The sequence below is a fragment of the Streptomyces sp. NPDC093097 genome (genome assembly GCF_044754325.1).
Classification (GTDB): domain Bacteria; phylum Actinomycetota; class Actinomycetes; order Streptomycetales; family Streptomycetaceae; genus Streptomyces.
In genome coordinates this window covers 168,533-188,543 of sequence record NZ_JBIVOW010000002.1, presented here as the reverse complement: position 1 = coordinate 188,543, position 20,011 = coordinate 168,533, and the positions used below count along the sequence as shown (strand labels likewise).

Sequence of the window (20,011 nt, the reverse complement as noted above, 5' to 3'; positions counted from 1 at the left end):
AGCAGGCGCCGCCACCGGGCCCGTCAGAGCCCCTGGGCGGCCAGGAAGTCCCCGATCAACGCCAGCCACTCCGCGTCCCGTTCGACCATCGGCATGTGCCCGCTGACGACCTCCGCGTACTGCGCTCCCGGGATGTGCTCCGCCAGATAGCGCGAGTGGGCCGGGTCCAGCAGGCCGTCCAAGGTGGTGGCGATGACCAGTGCCGGGACCGCGATGCCCGGCAGGTCGGCGGTGGTGTCCAGCACCCCGACCAGGGCGGCCTGTTCCGCCGAACCGGCCGGCGGCAGCGTCGGGTCCGGGTCGAGCACGGCCGCCAACTCGTCCGGCGCCAGCGCACCGAGGTGCTCCGGCGACAGCCCGCTGAGCGCCCGCGCCTGCGCGAAGCCCTGGTAGTCGCCGCGGTCCAGCAGCCGCAGCCACAGGTCCAGCCAGACCAGGGCCCGGGTGTCGGCCTTGGCCAGCCCGGCGGTCAGGATCAGCCCGCGCACCCGCTCGGGGTGCCGGGCCGCGGCCCGTACGGCCACCGCGGTCCCCATCGAGAAGCCGATCGCGGTGAAGCGCTCCACACCGGCCGCGACGGCCTCGGCGACCACCGCGTCGGCCAGCGCGTCCAGCTCCAACGGGCCGTCGGCGCGCGGCGTCTGCCCCGAGCCGGGATAGTCGGGCGCCACCACCCGGTGCCCGGTGGCGGTCAGCGCCGGGATCAGCGTGCCGTAGTTGTCCTGGACGCTGCCGGTCGCGCCGTGCGCCAGCAGGACGCCGGGGCCGCCGACCGGGCCGGCGACGGTGGTGGACAGTCGGGGAAGCGAAGCGGACGGGGTCCGTGTTGCGGGTATCTGCGTCATGCCTATGAGGTTGCCCCCTCACACCGGTGTCAAGGTCAAGTTGATCCGCGGCGTGGGCCTCGCGGCCGGCGGTGCCCCACGTTGTCGGCTTCCCGCCGTGGGGGTTGCTGTTATTCGTGCCTGCGGCACGGGGGCGTTGTCCGCTGCGCGTTGCCTGTCCGCTGCGCGGGGCTTGTCGGGTGCGGTGCCTGTCCGCTGCGCGGGGCTTGTCGGGTGCGGTGCCGGGTCTGTGGGGCGGTAGGGGTGTGCCGGACTGCTTCGCTTTACGTCCGGCACACCCCTACCGCCCCACAGACCCGTCCCCTCCCGTGTGTGGTCGGTGAAACAGGCGAGTGGGGTCAACTCCCGGTGGGCAAGCGCGGGTTGTGTGTTTCGTGGTGACCGTTGGTGGCCCACTTGGCTTGGCCGGTGACTCGGGGGTTTCCACCCCACAACGGGAGGGGGCGGGCCTTCGGGGCAGGGGGTGTCCGGACGTAAAGCGCAGCAGTCCGGACACCCCCTGCCCCGAAGGCCCGTCACCGCACCCGAAAGCCCCGCGCAGCGGACAACTGGCAAGCGCCGCAGGCGCAAAAGACAGCAACCCCTACGACGGGACAGCCGACAACGTGGGAGGCCCCGCTGCGCGTCCCGTACCGGGGAACGGCGAGGGCCCCGCTCCCGTAGAAGGAAGCGGGGCCCAGCCTTGCGGCACCCGTCGGCGAAAACGGCGCCGGCTCAGGCGCAAACGTCAGAAGCGGCGCGTGATCAAGGCGCGCTTGACCTCCTGGATCGCCTTGGTGACCTCGATACCGCGCGGGCAGGCGTCCGTGCAGTTGAAGGTCGTGCGGCAGCGCCAGACGCCGTCCTTGTCGTTGAGGATCTCCAGCCGCTGCTCGCCGCCCTCGTCACGCGAGTCGAAGATGAAGCGGTGCGCGTTGACGATCGCCGCCGGGCCGAAGTACTGGCCGTCGTTCCAGAACACGGGGCACGAGGAGGTGCAGGCCGCGCACAGGATGCACTTGGTGGTGTCGTCGAAGCGCTCGCGGTCCTCGGAGGACTGGAGGCGCTCACGGGTCGGCTCGTTGCCGGTGGTGATCAGGAACGGCATCACGTCCCGGTAGGCCTGGAAGAAGGGCTCCATGTCGACGACAAGGTCCTTCAGTACCGTCAGGCCCTTTATGGCCTCGACGGTGATCGGCTTCTCGGGGTTGATGTCCTTGATCAGCGTCTTGCAGGCCAGCCGGTTGCGGCCGTTGATCCGCATGGCGTCCGAGCCGCAGATGCCGTGCGCGCAGGAGCGGCGGAAGGTCAGCGAACCGTCCAGCTCCCACTTGATCTTGTGGAGGGCGTCCAGGACGCGCTCCTTGGGGTCGATCTCCAGCCGGAAGTCCTGCCAGCTGGCCTCCTCGGCGACCTCCGGGTTGAACCGGCGGATCCGGAAGGTGACGCTGATCAGGTGCGACGCGTCGTTCTCGGCCGCGTCCAGCGCCGCGGAGTGCTTGTCGAGAGTGGGAGTGCTCATCAGTACTTACGCTCCATCGGCTGGTAGCGGGTCTGCACGACCGGCTTGTAGTCGAGCCGGATCGACTCGGAACCGTCGGCGCCCACCTCGCGGTACGCCATGGTGTGCCGCATGAAGTTGACGTCGTCGCGGTTGGGGTAGTCCTCGCGGTAGTGACCGCCGCGGGACTCCTTGCGGGCGAGGGCGGAGACCGCCATGACCTCGGCCAGGTCGAGCAGGTTGCCCAGCTCGATGGCCTCCAGCAGGTCGGTGTTGAAGCGCTTGCCCTTGTCCTGGATGGAGATGTTGAGGTAGCGCTCGCGCAGCTCGCCGATCTTCTCGACCGCGGTCTTGATGGTCTGCTCGGTGCGGAAGACCATGACGTTGGCGTCCATGGTCTCCTGGAGCTCCTTGCGGATCTCGGTGACCCGCTCGCCGCCGGTGGCGTTGCGCAGCCGCTCGACCTGCTCGGTGACCTTCGACGCCGGGTCCTCGGGCAGCTCGACGAAGTCGGCGGTGGCCGAGTACTCCGCGGCCGCGATGCCGGCCCGGCGGCCGAAGACGTTGATGTCCAGCAGCGAGTTGGTGCCCAGGCGGTTGGCGCCGTGCACGGAGACGCAGGCGACCTCGCCGGCGGCGAACAGGCCCGGCACGACGGTGGTGTTGTCGGCCAGCACCTCGCCCTCGACGTTGGTCGGGATGCCGCCCATGGCGTAGTGCGCGGTCGGCTGGATCGGGATCGGGTCCGTGTAGGGCTCGATGCCGAGGTAGGTCCGCGCGAACTCGGTGATGTCCGGGAGCTTGGCGTCCAGCTGCTCCGGCGGCAGGTGGGTCAGGTCCAGGTAGACGTGGTCGCCCTCGGGACCGCAGCCGCGGCCCTCGCGGATCTCGGTGTAGATCGAGCGGGAGACGACGTCGCGCGAGGCGAGGTCCTTCATGACCGGCGCGTACTTCTCCATGAAGCGCTCGCCGTCCTTGTTGCGGAGGATGCCGCCCTCACCACGGGCGCCCTCCGTCAGCAGGATGCCCATCCGCCAGATGCCGGTCGGGTGGAACTGGAAGAACTCCATGTCCTCCAGCGGCAGTCCGCGACGGTAGACGGCGGCCTGGCCGTCACCGGTCAGGGTGTGCGCGTTGGACGTCACCTTGAAGAACTTGCCGGTGCCGCCGGAGGCGTAGATGACGGCCTTGGCCTGGAAGATGTGGATCTCGCCGGTGGCCAGCTCGTAGGCGACCACACCGGCCGACTTCTTGACGCCGTCGACCTCGGTGATCAACTGGTCCAGGACGTAGAACTCGTTGAAGAACTCCACGCCCTCCTTGACGCAGTTCTGGTACAGCGTCTGGAGGATCATGTGGCCGGTGCGGTCCGCGGCGTAGCAGGACCGGCGGACCGGGGCCTCGCCGTGGTTGCGGGAGTGACCGCCGAAGCGGCGCTGGTCGATCCGGCCCTCGGGCGTGCGGTTGAACGGCAGGCCCATCTTCTCCAGGTCGAGGACCGAGTCGATGGCCTCCTTCGCCAGGATCTCGGCGGCGTCCTGGTCGACCAGGTAGTCACCACCCTTGACCGTGTCGAAGGTGTGCCACTCCCAGTTGTCCTCCTCGACGTTGGCGAGGGCCGCGGCCATACCGCCCTGGGCGGCGCCGGTGTGGGAGCGGGTCGGGTAGAGCTTGGTCAGCACGGCGGTGCGGCTGCGCTTCGTCGCCTCGATGGCGGCGCGCATGCCGGCGCCGCCGGCGCCGACGATGACGGTGTCGTACTTGTGGATCTGCATGGGTCGTTACCTCAGTCCCTCAGCCCGGGGCCTAGCGGATGTTCGGGTCGAAGGTGAAGATCACCAGCGTGCCCAGAAGGACGGTGAACACCGTGGCGGTGTAGAGCAGCATCTTCAGCCAGAAGCGGGTGTTGTCCCGCTGCGCGTAGTCGTTGATGACGGTGCGCAGGCCGTTGGCCCCGTGCAGCATGGCCAGCCACAGCATCAGCAGGTCCCAGACCTGCCAGAACGGCGAGGCCCAGCGGCCGGCGACGAACGCGAAGCCGATCTTGGAGACGCCGCCGTCGAGCACCAGCTGGATCAGCAGGTGGCCGAGGACCAGGACGACCAGGACGATGCCGGACAGCCGCATGAACAGCCAGCCGTACAGCTCGAAGTTGGTGCGGGTCGACTTGGGGGTCTTCCCGGTGCGCTTGCGAGGCGCCTCGATGACCGGGGCCGGGTTGTCCGCGTCGTAGAGCGCGACGTTCTCCGCGGAGGTGGCGCCCGCGGTGGAGGATTCAGCAGACATCACGCGTCAGCTCCCGAACAGCGTGCGCAGCGTGTGCTGCAGCACGGGGTAGAAGGCACCGGCCATCAGCACGACCCAGACGCCGACAACGGTCCACAGCATCTGCTTCTGGTACTTCGGGCCCTTGGCCCAGAAGTCCACCGCGATGACCCGCAGGCCGTTGAGTGCGTGGAAGAGGATGGCGGCCACCAGGCCGTACTCCATCACGTTGACGAGGGGCGTCTTGTAGGTCGCAACGACGTTGTCGTACGCGTCGGGGGAGACACGGACGAGAGCGGTGTCGAGGACGTGTACGAACAGGAAGAAGAAGATGAGGACGCCAGTGACTCGATGAGCCACCCAGGACCACATGCCTTCCCGGCCGCGGTACAGCGTTCCAGCCGGCACGGAAGAACCCTCCGGGAGCGGGGACTAGAGCCGCGCCGGCTTCTCTGTCGGTCGGGCCCAGCCGGGTACGGTCCACCGGCCGCTCGTCATCGTATCGACGAGCTGTCGGTTCCTCGCGCGGGGGTCCCCAGGTGTGATCAAACAGGCACCAACGGGCTATCACACAGGAATGAACCCGTCCATCAAGGACAAATCACCGCGAGTTGCGCCAGTCTGGTGCGGGCCAGCCGCCGCAGGGCGTCGGCGGCGACCGAGCGCTCCTCGTCCGGTTCGTGGGCGAGGCGGGTGCGGAGGGCGTGCAGGGTCTGGTTCAGCTTCTCGTCGTCGCGGCAGCCGTCCAGGCTGATGACGAAGGCGTGCCGGAAGCGGCGCTCGTACGCGGCGTGCGCGGCGCGCAGTGCGGTGTGGGCGGCGAGGGTGCCGGGGCCGGGGCGGGCCGGCGGGAGCGGGGCGGGCGGTTCCCGGGTGAGCGCCCGGGTCTGCTCGGCCGGGGTGAGGTCGTAGCCGGCCTCCTCGCCGGCGGCCAGCAGCGCGGCCGGGTCCGGATAGGGGCGGTGGGCGGCGATCCGCTCGGCCCAGCGGGGGCAGCCGCAGCAGGCCAGCAGGGCGGCCACGGCCCGGGTGTGGGGGAGGGCGTTGAAGCGGGCCAGACCGGCCGCCGGGGGCGGGGCGGGATGGCTCTGCCAAGGTATGTCGCACCGCGGAGCGGGCAGGTGGGGCCGCGCCAGCGGACGGGCGGCCGGAGTGTCACCGGACAGCGTGGGCTCCTCGGAGGGAGGGAGGCGGGCGACTGACGCAAACTCAGTGGTGGGTGGGGAGAAAAGGCTGAGAAGTCTGATACGTACGGGGGTGAACGCAAGTGTGGTGATACGTCACGTGAGGTGGCACCCGGCGGATGTCCGGCGGTCCACGCGCCCCGGAAGGGAGTGAGCGACGGCGAGGCCACGCTAACGACGCTCGCCGACCACTGTCCGACCGAGGCGCGATTTTCACCCGGATGAGAGAGCCCGCGCGTGCTCGGTGGACGTTCCGCTCCGCGCACCAGGCAATACCTTCTGCCCCGAAAAGTAAGGATTGCACGATGTCAAACCCGAAGCGGCCGCCGCGTTTCCCGCGGCCCTCGGCTTCCCCGCAGCCCCCGCTCCCGGCCCGGCCGGTCAGCGGTCCGGGGGCCCGCACGCTGCTGGCCGCCCCGGTACTGGCCGGTGCGCTGGTGCTCAGCGGCTGCTCGCAAGGGGCCGGTTCCCGGCCCCCGGGCTCCGCCCCCAGTTCCTCCAGCCCCGCCGCCCCCATCCCCAGCTGGGCCAAGGTGACCGGCCCGCCGCGCATCGTCCCGGCCGTGGCGGACTTCCGCCCGGCCGACGGAAACGGCTGGCGGCCGACCAAGGGCGCCCGGATCGTGGTACCGGCCGGGGAGAACAGCACCGTCGCCGACGAGGCGCAACTTATGGCCAAAGATCTTGGCGGGTTGACGGTGGTGTGGGGGAAGCAGGACGTCCGCCCCGGCGACATCGAGGTCAAGCTCAGCGGCGGGGGCGGGGGCAGCCGCCCCGACAACGCCCCGCCCGGCAGCACCGCCGACGAGGCCTACACCCTCACCGCCCACGACGCCCGGCTCACCCTCACCGCCCCCACCGACACCGGGGTCTTCAACGGCACCCGCACCGTCAAGCAGGCCGTCCGCTCCGCCGGCGGCCTCCCCGAGGGCACCATCGAGGACCGTCCGGACCGCCCCGAGCGCGGCATGCTGCTCGACAACGCCCGCAAGTCGTTCAGCGCGGGCTGGATCGAGGACCGCATCCGGGAGCTCGCCGACCTCAAGCTCAACCAGCTCCAGCTGCACTTCTCCGACGACCAGGGCTTCCGCATCCAGAGCGAGCGCCACCCCGAGGTCGTCTCCGCCGACCACCTGACCAAGGACCAGGTCCGCCACCTGATCAAGGTCGGGCAGAGCCTGCACGTCACCCTCATCCCGGAGATCGACTCGCCCGGCCACCTCGGCGCGGTCCTCGACCACCACCCCGAACTCCGGCTGCGCAACGCCTCCGGCACGCCGCTCCGCGGCGCCATCGACATCTCCAAGCCCGCCGCCGGCGAGCTGATCGACTCGCTGCTCAAGGAGTTCGGACAGCTCTTCCCCGGCCGGCACTGGCACCTGGGCGGCGACGAGTACCAGGCGCTGATGTCCTCCCACCCCGAGGCGTCCTACCCGCAGCTCGCCAAAGCCGCGCGGGACAAGTACGGCTCCGGCGCCACCATCAAGGACCTGGCCACCGGCTGGCTGAACGACCGGCAGAAGACCGTCGAGGCCGCCGGCAAGGACCGGATCGAAGCCTGGAACGACGGCTTCTTCGCGGGCGGCAAGGTGGCCGCCGACAAGAACCGCAGGGTCGCCTACTGGACCGGCAAGGAGATCGGCGCCCGCGACCCCGCCGAGTTCCTCCGCGAGGGCCGCACGGTGCTCAACCTCAACGACGAGTTCCTCTACTACGTACTCGGCGAGCCCAACCAGTTCACCTACCCGACCGGCGAGCGGATCTACAAGAGCTGGACCCCGCGGGTGCTGCGGCACACCTCGCCGGTGGCCGTACCGGAGAGCATGACCGGACCCGACCGGATCCCCGGCGCGCGGTTCGGGATCTGGAACGACCGCGCGCAGGCGCAGACCCCGCAGCAGATCGCGGCCGGGATCAGGATGCCGCTCGCGGCGCTGGCGCAGAAGACATGGGACCCGCGCACCCCCGCGCAGTCCTGGACGGACTTCAAGGCGCTGGTGAACCGGCTCTGAACGGCCGGGCGGGACAGCAGTGAGAGAAGAGACGGCCGGGGCCGCCACCCCCCACAGGAGAGGCCCCGGCCGTCGTTCATGAGGTGCCCGTGACGGGCTCCTAATCGATACAGCGCCAACGGGCCCGAAAGCGTCACACGGGGTGCGGGACGCAGCACGACCAGTGGTCTGGACGCGGGCCGGGAAGGGCCCGTAACGTGCCCGAACGCGCCGGTGGGCGCGCCGGTCGCCGAGCAGCCGGAGACCGGAAAAGGGGGGCGTCGCCCGGGAGTTCGGAGGGAACCGCGCGCACGCCGCGCCGGTGGGCTGCCCGCCGCAGGGGGTGGCCCGGGTGCCGGGCACCCGGTCTGACCCGTTACGGTCAGCAGGAACGGCCGGGCGGCCGGGGGCCGCGAGCGGACGCAGCGGCCGCGCGGCGGCCACGGCGGACCAGACGACCAACCGACAGCGACGAAACAGCGGCAGCGCAAAGCGGCAAGGACCGGGCGGCGGACATTCAGCGTGCGACAGGATGGACCCGTGCGAGGGGACGACATTCAGCCGGACGACGGACGGCTGACGGTTGCCGTGCAGGCGGCGCAGGACGGCGACGAGACCGCGTTCCGGCTCGTCTACCGCGCCATACACCCCCGGCTTCTCGGCTACGTCCGGACCCTGGTGGGCGAGGCGGACGCCGAGGACGTGGCGTCCGAGGCGTGGCTCCAGATCACCCGGGACCTGGCCCGCTTCACGGGCGACGCGGACCGCTTCCGCGGCTGGACCGCCCGGATCGCCCGTAACCGCGCGCTGGACCACATCCGGATGCGCGGCCGCCGGCCGGCCGTCGGCGGCGACGAGAGCGAACTCGCCGACACCCCCGCCGCGTCCGACACCGCGGGCGAGGCGCTGGAGGCGCTGCGCACCGGCCACACCTTCCGGCTGATAGGCCGGCTGCCGCAGGACCAGGCCGAGGCCGTGACGCTGCGGGTGGTGGTCGGTCTGGACGCCAAGAGCGCGGCGCAGGTGCTGGGCAAACGGCCGGGCGCGGTGCGCACCGCCGCCCACCGCGGACTGAAGAAGCTGGCCGAACTGCTCGGGGCGGACGGCTCGGGGGGCGACGGCGACGGCGCACCCCGGGGGATGTCCGCAGGTTCGGGCAAGGGGGGTGGACCGGTGGGCGAACTGCCCGCACAAGAGCGAAGACACCGTGACGGTGTGGCGGATTCGTACGTACCAGGTGTGACGGAAACGGCCGCACGAACGCAGAAGGACATGTGATGGCCGACGACCGGTACAACTGGCTCGACAAGGACGCCGCGGAGCGACTGCTGCGTGGCGAGCCGGTCGGTTCCCAGGTCGGCGACGGCGCACGCGAACTTCAGCAGCTGCTGAAGGCCGCCGCGGCGGCCGGCTCCGGCCGGCCCGACCCGGTCGCACTGCCCGGCGAGGAGGCCGCACTGGCCGCCTTCCGCGCGGCCCACCAGGGCGCGGGCGCCCGCCGGAGCGGCCTCGCCGGCGGCGCGGCGCTGCCCACCGTGCGCACCGGCCGCCGTGCCGAACGCACCCGGCTCGCCCGCCCCTTCCGACGCGGCTTCGCGGTCGCCCTCGCGGCCTGCGCGATCAGCGGTATCGCGGTCGCCGCCGGCACCGGCGTCCTGCCCACCCCCTTCCGCAGCGGCGATCCGAAGCCCGGGGCCAGCGTCTCGGCGGCCGAGACGCCCAGCACCTTCGAGACCCAGGCGCCGGCCACCACCACCGGCGAGACCGACCGGACCCCGGCCACGCCGCCCGACGGGCAGACCACCGCACCCGGCTCGACCCCCACCCCCGGCAGCAGCCACAGCGCCGGCCACACACCGGGCACCCCGACGCCCGGCACCGGCACCCCCGGCGACGAGGGCAACCTGCCGTCGGACGCGGACGGCGAGAAGAAGAAGAGGCTGCTGCTGGCCCTCTGCAAGAACTACGAGTCCGGCAAGCGGGGCGACATGGACCGCGACATGCTGCGGCGCCTCGAAGCCAAGGCCGGCGGGCCGGGGCGGGTGCACGCCTTCTGCCGGCAGTACCTCGCCCAGCCCGGCCGGCCGGGCGGCGGCTCGGGTGACAACGATGGCGCGGGCGGCGGCAACGGCAACGGCGGCAACGGCAACGGCAACGGCAACGGTGGCGGCAACGGCCACGGCGGCGGCGACCACGACGGCAACGGTGGCGGCGACGAGGAGGGCGACCCGTCGCCCGGCGCCTCGCCCTCGAAGAGCCCGCAGCCGGGCGGCACCACCCCCGCACCGCCCCCCTCCCCGGCCACCCCGACGCCTACCGGAACCATTCCCGCCGGTTAGGTGTGACGTTTTTCGACGCACCGGCGCAGTAAGAAATGAGCCGACTGGTCATCGGCGGCGCCAGCGCCGGGGTTCCCCCCGTACCCGCGGCATGGCGCACCCGGCGCGGGCGGGGCACGTTCCCCCGGCCCTGCCCGCGCTGTTTTTGCGCCTAAGCCGGCGCGCGCTTTCGCGGATGTGGCTGGGGTCTGTGGGGGTTGCTCAATTGTCGCTTCTGTTACTGAGGTTTCCCGTTGTGGAGTTGTGCGGGTTTGGCTTGTGGGTGCGGGAGTTGAGGGCTGAGCGGTCGGCTGTGGTGAAGGTGCCGGTGGGGGGTAGGCCGGCCTGTTGTTGGAACGTGCGGAGTGCGGTGGCCGTTTCGGTGGCGTAGCGGCCGGTGGGGGAGCGGGTGAACAGGCCCAGTTGGGCCAGGCGGGCCTGGAGGTCGTAGACGGCGCGGCCGTGCGCGCCGGGTGCCAGTAGGGGAGCGGCCTTCGACGGATGGCAGGCCGCCGCCGTGGTCAGTGCGGCCAGTGCCATCAGTGCCGCCGGTCCTCGTCTCCCGCTCCGTCGCATGACCCACCCTCTTCCCAGCGGTGCGCGGGGACGAACCTCCAGGCATGCTGTCCATGCGGGGCAAAACGGCACTGTTCACCCGTTTGGAGGCGTAGGGGACATGGCGCGGTACGGCGAGAGCGGACTGCCCATCGAGCCGGTGTACGGGCCGGCGGCGCTGGCGGGCTGGGACCCGGACACCGAACTGGGCGAGCCGGGTGCCTTCCCGTACACGCGGGGCGTCTACTCGACGATGTACACCGGGCGGCCGTGGACGATGCGGCAGTACGCCGGGTTCGGGACGGCGCGGGAGTCCAATGCGCGCTACCGGCAGCTCATCGAGCACGGGACGACCGGGCTGTCGGTCGCCTTCGACCTGCCGACGCAGATGGGCCACGACTCCGACACCCCGATCGCGGCGGGCGAGGTCGGCAAGGTCGGGGTGGCGATCGACTCCGTCGAGGACATGGAGGTGCTGTTCGGCGGCATCCCGCTGGGGACGGTCTCGACGTCGATGACCATCAACGCGCCGGCGGCGCTGCTGCTGCTGATGTACCAACTCGTGGGCGAGGAACAGGGGGTGAAGGGGTATCAGCTCAACGGCACGGTGCAGAACGACGTGTTGAAGGAGTACATCGCGCGGGGCACGTACATCTACCCGCCGCAGCCGTCGCTCCGGCTGACCGCGGACATCTTCCGCTACTGCCGGGCCGAGATCCCCCGCTGGAACACCATCTCCATCTCCGGCTACCACATGGCCGAGGCAGGCGCCTCGCCCGCGCAGGAGATCGCCTTCACCCTGGCCAACGGCATCGCCTACGTCCGCACCGCGCTCGCCGCCGGCATGGACGTCGACGACTTCGCGCCCCGGCTGTCGTTCTTCTTCGTCGCCCGCACCACGCTGCTGGAGGAGGTCGCCAAGTTCCGGGCCGCGCGGCGGATCTGGGCGCGGGTGATGCGGGAGGAGTTCGGGGCGCGCGACCCCAGGTCGCAGATGCTGCGGTTCCACACGCAGACGGCCGGGGTGCAGCTGACCGCCCAGCAGCCGGAGGTGAACCTCGCCCGGGTGACCGTCCAGGGACTGGCCGCGGTGCTCGGCGGCACCCAGTCGCTGCACACCAACTCCTTCGACGAGGCGATCGCCCTGCCGAGCGAGAAGGCGGCCCGGCTCGCGCTGCGCACCCAGCAGGTGCTCGCGCACGAGACCGACGTCACCGCCACCGTCGACCCGTTCGCCGGCTCCTACGCCGTCGAGTCGCTGACCGACGCCGTGGAGGAGGCGGCGCTGGCGCTGATGGCGCGGGTGGCGGAGTACGGCGGCGCGGTCGCCGCCATCGAACGCGGCTTCCAGAAGGACGAGATCGAGCGCAACGCCTACCGGATCGCCCGGGAGACCGAAGCCGGCGAGCGGGTGGTGGTCGGCGTCAACCGCTTCCGGACCGAGCAGGAGGAGCCCTACGAGCCGCTGCGGGTGGACCCCGCCATCGAGGCGCAGCAGGCCGAGCGGCTGGAGCGGCTGCGCGCCCGCCGCAACCGCAACGCGGTGACCGCCGCGCTCGGCACGCTGCGGAAGGCCGCCGAGGGCCCGGACAACGTGCTCTATCCGATGCGGGAGGCGCTTGCGGCCCGGGCGACGCTGGGCGAGGTCTGCGACGCGTTGCGGGAGGTCTGGGGGACGTACGTGCCGACGGACGCGTTCTGAGGCGGGTGCGCGCCGAGGTCGTACCGGGGCGCCTGGGGCCCGATGGCGGGTGCCGGGTGCGGGGCGTCGAACGCGTCCGCCAGACTGGTGGCATGTCCGCACCCCGACGCCGCTGCCCCGTCTGCACCCGAGAGATCGCCGTGGTCGGCGGCCGCTACGCCCGCCACGACCCGCCGGGGCGACGGACCGGGATCGAGCTGATCTCCTGCCCGGGGTCGCGGCGGATGGCGCCGATGATGGCGCCCGCAGAGAAGCTCTTCGATCCGGAGGAGCCGCCGATGCCGGGGCAGCAGCCGCTGTTCTGACGCCGGCTTCCCCGCCTCCGGGTCGGGGGCAACTACGGTGCCAGCACGTCCAGTTCGGCCATCGCGCCGGTGGTGATCTCCCGGGTGAGGGCCTCCGCGCGGGCCGCGTCCCCGGTGCGGATCGCCTCGGCGACCTGGACGTGCAGGGTGACCGCGGCCGGGTCGGGGTCGGTGAACATCACGTGGTGCTGGGTGCGGCCGGTCAGGACGGCGGCGACCACCTCGGCGAGCCGGGCGAACATCTCGTTGCCGGAGGCGGACAGCACCACGCGGTGGAAGGCCATGTCATGGACGAGGTAGGCGTCGAGCTGCTGGCCGCGTGAGGTGGAGACCATCCCCATGGCGTGCTCGGTGAGTTCGGCGCACTGGGCGGGGGTGGCGTGCGCGGCGGCGAGGCCGGCCGCCACCGGTTCCACGGCCGAGCGCAGCACCGTCAGCGAACGCAGCTGCCGGGGGCGGTCCCGGCCGGCCAGCCGCCAGCCGATCACCCGCGGGTCGTAGACGTTCCACTCCTGGGTCGGGCGGACGGTCACCCCGACCCGGCGCCGGGAGGCGACCAGGCACATCGACTCCAGGACCCGGACGGCCTCGCGGATCACCGTGCGCGAGACGTCGAACCGCTCGGCGAGTTCATCGGTGCGCAGGACCGTGCCCGGAGGGTAGTCGCCCGCGGTGATCGCGGGCCCCAGGGACTCCAGCACGCGGGCGTGCAGCCCCTTCTCCCCGTTACCGGTCGCTTCCATGGGGCAAGCCTACGTTCCCGCTCCTCGGCCAATTAAGTATGACGTTTGCGTCACAGGGGCTTGAATACGTCGTACCTAATGGGTTTCAGTGGGGGCGCACGAGGTCGAAGAGGACAGCGTCATCCCGTATGGAGTGCGATGTCCTGTGTACGAGGTATCGAGGTATTCGGGATGGAAAGCGTCGATGTCATCGTCGTGATGGGTGTCGCCGGGACCGGCAAGACGACGATCGGTCCTCTGGTGGCCGACGCCCTGGGCGTCCGGTACGCCGAGGGCGACGACTTCCACCCGCCGGCCAACATCGCCAAGATGTCGGCCGGCACCCCCCTGGACGACGCCGACCGCGGTCCCTGGCTCGACGCCATCGGCGCCTGGGCGCACGGGCGGGCCGGCCACGGCGGCGTGGTCAGCTGCTCGGCGCTCAAGCGGGCCTACCGCGACCGGCTGCGGGCCGCCGCCCCGGGCCTGGTCTTCCTCCACCTCGCCGGCGACCGCGCGCTGATCGAGGCGCGGATGGCCGAGCGCAAGGGCCACTTCATGCCCACCGCGCTGCTGGACTCCCAGTTCGCCACGCTCGAACCGCTCGGTTCGGACGAGGCGGGCGTGGTCGTCGACGTCTCCGGCACCCCGGAGCAGATCGCCGAGCGGGCGGTCGCCGCACTGCGCCGCCCCGTATCGGCCGCGTAACCCCGCACCTCCCCGATCGGGGAACCAGCGCACCTTCCTCTCCGCCGGCGGCCGGGCCCCACCCCCCTTCCGAGGCCCACGCCCTCCGTGGCCGGGCCGCCCCTTCCTCCCCTCCTTCCAACCAAGGGAATCGCCGTGCCACATCTCAGCGTCGAGATGCTCGCAGCGGACGCGACCGCGCCCATCACCTCGGCCGGTCACGCACAGCTGGGCATCGCCGTTCTGGCGGGTATCGCCGTCATCGTCCTGCTGATCACCAAGTTCAAGCTGCACGCCTTCCTGTCGCTGATCATCGGTTCGCTGGTGCTCGGCGCCGTCGCCGGGGCGCCGCTGGACAAGGCGATCGCCAGCTTCTCCACCGGGCTGGGGACGACGGTCGCCGGCACCGGCGTACTGATCGCGCTGGGCGCCGTCCTCGGCAAACTGCTCGCCGACTCCGGCGGCGCGGACCAGATCGTGGACACGATCCTGGCGAAGGCCGGACCGCGGGCGATGCCCTGGGCGATCGTGCTGATCGCCGGGATCGTCGGGCTGCCGATCTTCTTCGAGGTCGGGATCGTGCTGCTGATCCCCGTGGTGCTGCTGGTCGCCAAGCGCGGCAACTTCTCCCTCATGCGCATCGGCATCCCGGCGCTGGCCGGCCTGTCGGTCATGCACGGCCTGATTCCCCCGCACCCCGGGCCGCTGGCCGCGATCGACGCGGTCAAGGCCAACCTCGGTGTGACGCTGGCGCTGGGCGTCGTCGTCGCCATCCCCACGGCGATCGTCGCCGGCCCGCTCTTCTCCCGCTACGCCGCCCGCTGGGTGGACATCGCCCCGCCGGAGCGAATGATCCCGCAGCGCACCTCCGACGATCTGGAGAAGCGCCCCGGCTTCGGCATCACCGTCGCCACCGTCCTGCTGCCGGTCGTGATGATGCTGGCCAAGGCCCTCGTGGACGTCGTCGTCGACGACCCCGCGCACACCCTCCAGCGGGTCTTCGACGTCGTCGGCTCCCCGCTGATCGCGCTGCTCACCGCCGTCGTCGTCGGGATGTTCACGCTCGGCCGGGCGGCCGGCTTCACCCGCGGCCGGATCGCCTCCACCGTGGAGTCCTCGCTCGGCCCGATCGCCGGTGTGCTGCTGATCGTCGGCGCCGGCGGCGGCTTCAAGCAGACGCTGGTGGACTCCGGCGTCGGCCAGATGATCCTGGACGTCTCCAAGAACTGGAACATCTCCGCACTGCTGCTGGCCTGGCTGATCGCGGTCGCCATCCGCCTCGCCACCGGCTCCGCCACGGTCGCCACCATCTCCGCGGCCGGCCTGGTCGCGCCGCTCGCCGCGGAGATGAGCACCACCCACGCCGCCCTCCTCGTCCTCGCCATCGGCGCCGGCTCCCTCTTCTTCAGCCACGTCAACGACGCCGGCTTCTGGATGGTCAAGGAGTACTTCGGCATGAACGTCGGCCAGACCCTGAAGACCTGGTCCCTGATGGAGACGGTGATCTCGGTGGTGGGGATAGCCGGGGTGCTGCTGCTGTCGTTGGTGGTCTAGCGACGACGCGGGCGCCGCGACGGCGTACGTCACGCGGACGAGCCCCTGCCGGCTGCCTCAACGGGCGGTTGGCGGGGGCTCGTTGCCGTCTATCCCCACCTCAGCGGCTGCTGGATCGTGGTGAGTTGCCACCCGGGTGGTCGTGGCCGCCATCCCAGGTACGGAGCCGGCCGGCGTTCCGTGACGACGGCGGACGCGGCGACGGCCAGACTGTTCGGCTCGGGGGCGTGGGGGCGTCGTCGCGCTCGGTCCGGGGCGCTTGCTCGGCCTTCCTGTACGGGGGTGCCGCAGTTCACGCGGTGGGGACGATCTCGGCGTAGCCTCGCTGATATGGCCGAGCACCTCGGGGACCGCATGGCGCGGCTGCGCCGGATGGCAGACCTCACCCAAGAGGCGTTGGCGGAGCGCGCGGGAGTCTCCGTCGACGTGGTACGGAAGCTTGAGCAGAAGCGGAAGCACAGTGCACGCCTGCCGACTCTGCACGCGTTGTCGCGAGGGCTCGGGGTTGAGCTGACGTCGTTGCTCGGGGACCCGCCTGGGGTCCCCTCCACGGGCGATGCGGACTCTCCGCAGCTGGTCGCCGTGCGGCGTGCCATCATGCCCCCGCTGTTCGCCCCGCCCGCGGAGCCAAGTGGGGCTGAGCGATTGACCGTTCCCCTTCTCCGGCGCGAGATTTCCGACGCGTGGACGCTGTACCACGACGCTGAGTTCGGGCGCGTCATGGAGGTTCTGCCGGGCATCATCGACGATGCCCGATTCGCCGCAGCGGTTGGCAGTGCGGACGAAAGGGCGGCGGGTCAGGCGGCGTTGGGCAAGGCGCTGCAACTGGCCGGTCACCTCGCCATCCGCCTCGGGAAGACGGACCTCGGGCTGTCCGCTCTCGAACGTGCCATGGGTGCGGCGGAACAGTCCTCCGACCCGCTGCTGGTGCCCATGGTCAGCAACTCCGTCGCGTGGAACTACCAGCGCCAGAACCGGTTGGACGATGCGGAACGGCTGGCTGTCCACGCCGCCGATTCGGTCGAGAAGGGGCACGGCAAGACCGCTGAGGGCCTGCGCGTCTGGGGCGGACTGGTCATGTCCGCCGCCACTTCGGCAGCGCGTTCGGGAGATTACCAGGCGGCGAACGAGCTGATGAGCACAGCGGAGAACGCGACGCGCAGGCTGGCCACGCTTCCGCCACCGGCGGACGGAAAGATGGTCTCGGTGTTCAGCCGCTCCTCGGTCCGCATCGAACGCGTCCGTCTCGCCGTTCAACATGCCCGACCGGATGAGGCGTTGGAGCTCGCCAGGGGAATGCGGATCGGTGCGGACATCCCGCCTTCGTGGCGTACGTGGCTCTTGCTCGACGTGGCTCGTGCCCATACGGACGTGGGCGATGTCGAAGGCGCGGTGAAGACGCTGGAACGGCTGCGACGGATCGCCCCGACGTGGATGCGTCACCACACGCTCGCCGTCGCCATCGTGAACGACCTCTGGGCTGGGCCGTACCGGCCCCCGGGGCTGCGCAAGCTCGCCGAATTCCTGGGGGCCACCAACTAAGGCTCCAGGACTGGGACGTTCCGTCCCTGTCCCCCTTCTTCGGCGCACGCTTCCCTTGAGGGACGTAAGGCCCCGTGACCGCGCTGGACGCGGCCTCTCGGGCGTGGCCAGCGTTGCCAAGGAGTGCGGACTTGCCGAACGGAATCGTCCCGATGAACCCCATGGACACCGCACGGCTGCTGCCGTGGACCAGCCCGGACGGGAAGCCCTGCTATCTGCTCGACGGCACCGGGACCGGCTACGTCTCCCGGCTTGCCGACCGGGTGGAGGCGGAGCAGATGAACTCGGCCGCCGACTTCATGGCGGAAGCCTGCGGCGTCCTGGCGGGCCGGGCGTGGACACCCGGTGAAATCCACCTGTTGGCCGTGGAGTTGAACGAGCATCTTGCCAAGGTCCATCGGGTTTCGAGGAGTCGGGGCGCTCGCTTGCTCCAACTGGAGAGCGAGGCGGAGGAGGACGGCGAGGACGGCGGCCCCGAGAGGAGCGATGCGGGTGAGGGGAGCGGCGGATCCCGGCCCGCGCGGTGAGGGAGGCGCCTGCCACCGCACCGCAGGAGAGTTACTTCGCCATGTCTGAGTCCTGACATGCAACACTTTCAAGAAGTGGGAGATCCATGCACGCTGTCGAGTACGAAGCGAAGGCGCTGGGCATCGACCCGGACGCCATGGCCGAACGGATCAAGGCGGTCGGCGGGAGTTTCCAGGGTGAGCGCCTCATGCGCCGCTACGTCTACGACACCATCCCTCCCATGAAGGGGCGTTGGGTGCGGCTGAGGGACTCCGGCGGCGCGGTGACCCTGTGTGTGAAGACGATCAGCTCGGATGCGATCGACGGCACCCGGGAGACCGAGACGACGGTCGGGTCGTTCGCGGAGACGCATGCGCTGCTCGGGCTCATGGGGCTGACACCGCGCAGCTACCAGGAGAACCGTCGGTCGTCCTGGCTGCTGGACGGCGTGCGGCTGGAGATCGACGCATGGCCGCGCATCCCGCCCTACCTGGAGATCGAGGGCGACACCGAAGCACAGGTGTGGGCGACCGCCGAGCGCCTCTCCCTCGCGCGGGAGGATCTGACCAGCGAGAACACGACCAAGGTGTTCGCCCGCTACGGGATCGACCTCTACTCGATCGGTGAACTCCGCTTCATCTAGCCCTTGTTGAGGGTGCGTCGGCGGTGAGCCGGGACCCCGGTCGGCCAGGAGGTGGAAGGCTCCTGGCCGAGAGGGGCGAGTCTCCTGGGGTGCGGCTCGGGGCCTTGTGTCAGGCCGTCGACCGGGTCGCCCCGCGATACGACTCCAGGGCCTCCGCCAGGTGTTTTGTGGCGTGCTCGGGGGGTGTGGCCACCGCTATGTAGCCGTCGGGGCGGATGAGGTAGGCGGTGGGGGCGGTGCCGTAGGCGGCGCGCAGGTGGCCTTCGGGGTCGAGGAGGTCGGGGGCCGGGCCGCCGAGGTGGACGGTGCGGAGGGGGGTGGTGCCGGCGGCGGTGGCGAGGGCGGCGGGGTCCAGGTCCGGGGTGTCGAGGGCGAGGACCGTGAAGTGGGGGCCGCGGAAGACGTCGAAGAGGTGGGTGGGCGTGCCGTCGGGGGTGGTGCAGGGGGCGTCCGGGGCGCGGTCGCCGGCGGTGCGGGCGTCTGCGGGAAGGCCGGTGCGCAGTTCGTGGGTGAGGGGGCTGTCCGGGTAGCCGATGTCGAGTTGGTGGAGGTCGCGGCCGCGGCGGAGGCTGCCGGAGCGGTGCAGCTGGGTACTGGTCGCCAGGATGCGGGCGGCGAGGGGGCGGCGTTCGGTCTCGTAGGTGTCGAGGAGGGCGTCGGGGGCGCCGTGGCGGAGCACCTGGCCGAGCTTCCAGCCGAGGTTGTAGGCGTCCTGGACGCTGGTGTTGAGGCCCTGGCCGCCGGCCGGGGAGTGGATGTGCGCGGCGTCGCCGGCCAGGAACACCCGGCCGTGCCGGTAGGCGTCGGCCATGCCCGCCTTGGGGCGGTAGACGGAGGTCCACAGCACCTCGCGGACCTGCTCGCGGGTGAGAGGGGTGTACTCGGCCAGCAGGGCGCGGATCGCCTCGTGGGAGGTGTCCGGCTCGGCGGTGGCCGCGGCGGCGAGCATCTGGAAGGCGTCGGTGCCGGCCAGCGGCAGGAGGGCGAGGAAGCCGCCGTTCGGGAGGTGCCAGCGGTGCCAGTGGTCGCGGTCCAGGCCGTCGAGGCGGACGTCGGCGAGGACGGCGTGGCCGGGGGCGAGTTCCGGGCCGCTCATCGGGACGGCCAGTTGCTTGCGGACGGTGCTGGCGCCGCCGTCGCAGGCGACGAGGAAGCGGGCGCGGACGGTGCGGGTGGCTGCCTCCGGGCCGGTGAGGTGGGCGGTGACGCCGTCGGGGTCCTGGGTGAAGTGGGTGAGCGTGGTGGCGAGTTGGACGGTGCCGCCCAGCTCGCGCAGGCGGTCGTGGAGCAGCTCGGCGTTGCGCCACTGGGGGAGCATCAGGGCGTTGGAGTAGGGCGTGGACGGGGTCGGGGCGACCCGTTCGATCATCTGGTGGGTGCGGACGATCCGGCCGTTCTCCCACAGCGCCATGGGCGGGTAGGGGCCGCCGGCGGACTGGGCGGCGGCGAGCACCCCGAGGTCGTCGTAGACCTCCTGGGTGCGCGGCTGGACGCCGGTGCCGCGGGCGCCGGGGGAGAGGGTGGGCTGCCGCTCGGCGATCAGGGTGGTCACGCCCCGGCGGGCGAGGTCGATGCCGAGCGCGAGGCCGGTCGGGCCGGCGCCGGCGATCAGGACGTCGACGGGCGGGGCGCTGGTGGCGCCGGGGGCGTCCTGGGCGGCAGCGGTGGCGGCCGAGGTTTCCTTAACAGTGTTAAGTGCCATGCTGTCGAG

General features: G+C 71.4%; 19 protein-coding genes. 10 read left to right on the top strand and 9 right to left on the bottom strand.

What is annotated here, in order from left to right:
- Positions 1–23 precede the first annotated feature (23 nt).
- From ACIQE0_RS03795 to ACIQE0_RS03770, 6 genes are all read right to left on the bottom strand, one after another.
- Positions 24–845, bottom strand: coding sequence for an alpha/beta fold hydrolase (locus ACIQE0_RS03795; protein WP_402328832.1), 822 nt, complete (start codon positions 843–845; stop codon positions 24–26).
- 727 nt (positions 846–1,572) lie between these two features.
- Positions 1,573–2,346 (bottom strand): succinate dehydrogenase iron-sulfur subunit, encoded by a 774-nt coding sequence (locus ACIQE0_RS03790; RefSeq protein ID WP_366331115.1) that lies wholly within the window; start codon positions 2,344–2,346, stop codon positions 1,573–1,575.
- The gene (gene sdhA, locus ACIQE0_RS03785) at positions 2,346–4,100 is read right to left on the bottom strand and encodes a succinate dehydrogenase flavoprotein subunit (protein WP_366331116.1); all 1,755 of its coding nucleotides are present in this window, start codon (positions 4,098–4,100) and stop codon (positions 2,346–2,348) included. The genes ACIQE0_RS03790 and sdhA overlap by 1 nt, the downstream gene beginning before the upstream one ends.
- 31 nt (positions 4,101–4,131) lie before the next feature.
- Entirely contained in the window at positions 4,132–4,611 is a 480-nt protein-coding gene (locus ACIQE0_RS03780) for a succinate dehydrogenase hydrophobic membrane anchor subunit (RefSeq protein WP_366331117.1), read from the bottom strand.
- 6 nt (positions 4,612–4,617) lie between these two features.
- On the bottom strand, positions 4,618–4,998 hold the full coding sequence (gene sdhC / locus ACIQE0_RS03775) for a succinate dehydrogenase, cytochrome b556 subunit (protein ID WP_402328829.1): 381 nt from the start codon (positions 4,996–4,998) through the stop codon (positions 4,618–4,620).
- Between the two features lie 182 nt (positions 4,999–5,180).
- On the bottom strand, positions 5,181–5,648 hold the full coding sequence (locus ACIQE0_RS03770; protein WP_402329232.1) for a 2-oxo-4-hydroxy-4-carboxy-5-ureidoimidazoline decarboxylase: 468 nt from the start codon (positions 5,646–5,648) through the stop codon (positions 5,181–5,183).
- 431 nt (positions 5,649–6,079) lie between these two features.
- On the opposite strand from ACIQE0_RS03770, the gene ACIQE0_RS03765 reads away from it, so the two are divergent.
- The 3 genes from ACIQE0_RS03765 (at position 6,080) to ACIQE0_RS03755 (ending at position 10,104) form a co-directional block, all read left to right on the top strand.
- The gene (locus tag ACIQE0_RS03765) at positions 6,080–7,786 is read left to right on the top strand and encodes a glycoside hydrolase family 20 protein (protein WP_402328827.1); all 1,707 of its coding nucleotides are present in this window, start codon (positions 6,080–6,082) and stop codon (positions 7,784–7,786) included.
- Positions 7,787–8,305: 519 nt separating this feature from the next.
- Complete coding sequence (locus ACIQE0_RS03760; protein WP_402328825.1) at positions 8,306–9,043, top strand: RNA polymerase sigma factor; 738 nt, start codon at positions 8,306–8,308, stop codon at positions 9,041–9,043.
- Positions 9,043–10,104 carry a hypothetical protein gene (locus ACIQE0_RS03755; RefSeq protein WP_402328823.1) on the top strand — a complete coding sequence of 354 codons (1,062 nt, stop codon included), beginning with the start codon at positions 9,043–9,045 and terminating at the stop codon, positions 10,102–10,104. Before ACIQE0_RS03760 ends, ACIQE0_RS03755 begins: the two co-directional genes overlap by 1 nt.
- Before the next feature lie 201 nt (positions 10,105–10,305).
- On the opposite strand, the gene ACIQE0_RS03750 is transcribed toward ACIQE0_RS03755, so the two are convergent.
- Positions 10,306–10,623: a peptidoglycan-binding protein gene (locus ACIQE0_RS03750; RefSeq protein WP_402328821.1), complete on the bottom strand. Its 318-nt coding sequence runs from the start codon at positions 10,621–10,623 to the stop codon at positions 10,306–10,308.
- 136 nt (positions 10,624–10,759) lie between these two features.
- Here ACIQE0_RS03750 and ACIQE0_RS03745 point away from each other — a divergent pair, with 136 nt between their 5' ends.
- Together ACIQE0_RS03745 and ACIQE0_RS03740 are read left to right on the top strand one after the other, a co-directional pair.
- Positions 10,760–12,340, top strand: a complete 1,581-nt coding sequence (locus ACIQE0_RS03745) for a methylmalonyl-CoA mutase (RefSeq protein ID WP_402328819.1) — start codon at positions 10,760–10,762, stop codon at positions 12,338–12,340.
- Positions 12,341–12,432: 92 nt separating this feature from the next.
- Positions 12,433–12,645 carry a hypothetical protein gene (locus ACIQE0_RS03740; RefSeq protein WP_366331124.1) on the top strand — a complete coding sequence of 71 codons (213 nt, stop codon included), beginning with the start codon at positions 12,433–12,435 and terminating at the stop codon, positions 12,643–12,645.
- Positions 12,646–12,677: 32 nt separating this feature from the next.
- Here the strand turns inward: ACIQE0_RS03740 and ACIQE0_RS03735 are convergent, their stop codons facing one another.
- Entirely contained in the window at positions 12,678–13,388 is a 711-nt protein-coding gene (locus ACIQE0_RS03735) for an FCD domain-containing protein (RefSeq protein WP_366331125.1), read from the bottom strand.
- A gap of 171 nt (positions 13,389–13,559) precedes the next feature.
- Here ACIQE0_RS03735 and ACIQE0_RS03730 point away from each other — a divergent pair, with 171 nt between their 5' ends.
- From ACIQE0_RS03730 to ACIQE0_RS03710, 5 genes are all read left to right on the top strand, one after another.
- Positions 13,560–14,075 carry a gluconokinase gene (locus ACIQE0_RS03730; RefSeq protein ID WP_366331126.1) on the top strand — a complete coding sequence of 172 codons (516 nt, stop codon included), beginning with the start codon at positions 13,560–13,562 and terminating at the stop codon, positions 14,073–14,075.
- Positions 14,076–14,210: 135 nt separating this feature from the next.
- Entirely contained in the window at positions 14,211–15,608 is a 1,398-nt protein-coding gene (locus ACIQE0_RS03725) for a gluconate:H+ symporter (protein ID WP_366331127.1), read from the top strand.
- A gap of 330 nt (positions 15,609–15,938) precedes the next feature.
- A complete protein-coding gene (locus tag ACIQE0_RS03720; protein WP_366331128.1) occupies positions 15,939–17,150 on the top strand; it encodes a helix-turn-helix transcriptional regulator in 1,212 nt (403 codons plus the stop codon).
- Between the two features lie 131 nt (positions 17,151–17,281).
- Positions 17,282–17,677 (top strand): hypothetical protein, encoded by a 396-nt coding sequence (locus tag ACIQE0_RS03715; RefSeq protein WP_402328816.1) that lies wholly within the window; start codon positions 17,282–17,284, stop codon positions 17,675–17,677.
- Between the two features lie 86 nt (positions 17,678–17,763).
- Complete coding sequence (locus ACIQE0_RS03710) at positions 17,764–18,300, top strand: class IV adenylate cyclase (protein ID WP_402328814.1); 537 nt, start codon at positions 17,764–17,766, stop codon at positions 18,298–18,300.
- Between the two features lie 109 nt (positions 18,301–18,409).
- Here ACIQE0_RS03710 and ACIQE0_RS03705 read toward each other — a convergent pair whose 3' ends face one another.
- Positions 18,410–20,002, bottom strand: coding sequence for an FAD-dependent monooxygenase (locus ACIQE0_RS03705; protein ID WP_402328812.1), 1,593 nt, complete (start codon positions 20,000–20,002; stop codon positions 18,410–18,412).
- Positions 20,003–20,011 lie beyond the last annotated feature (9 nt).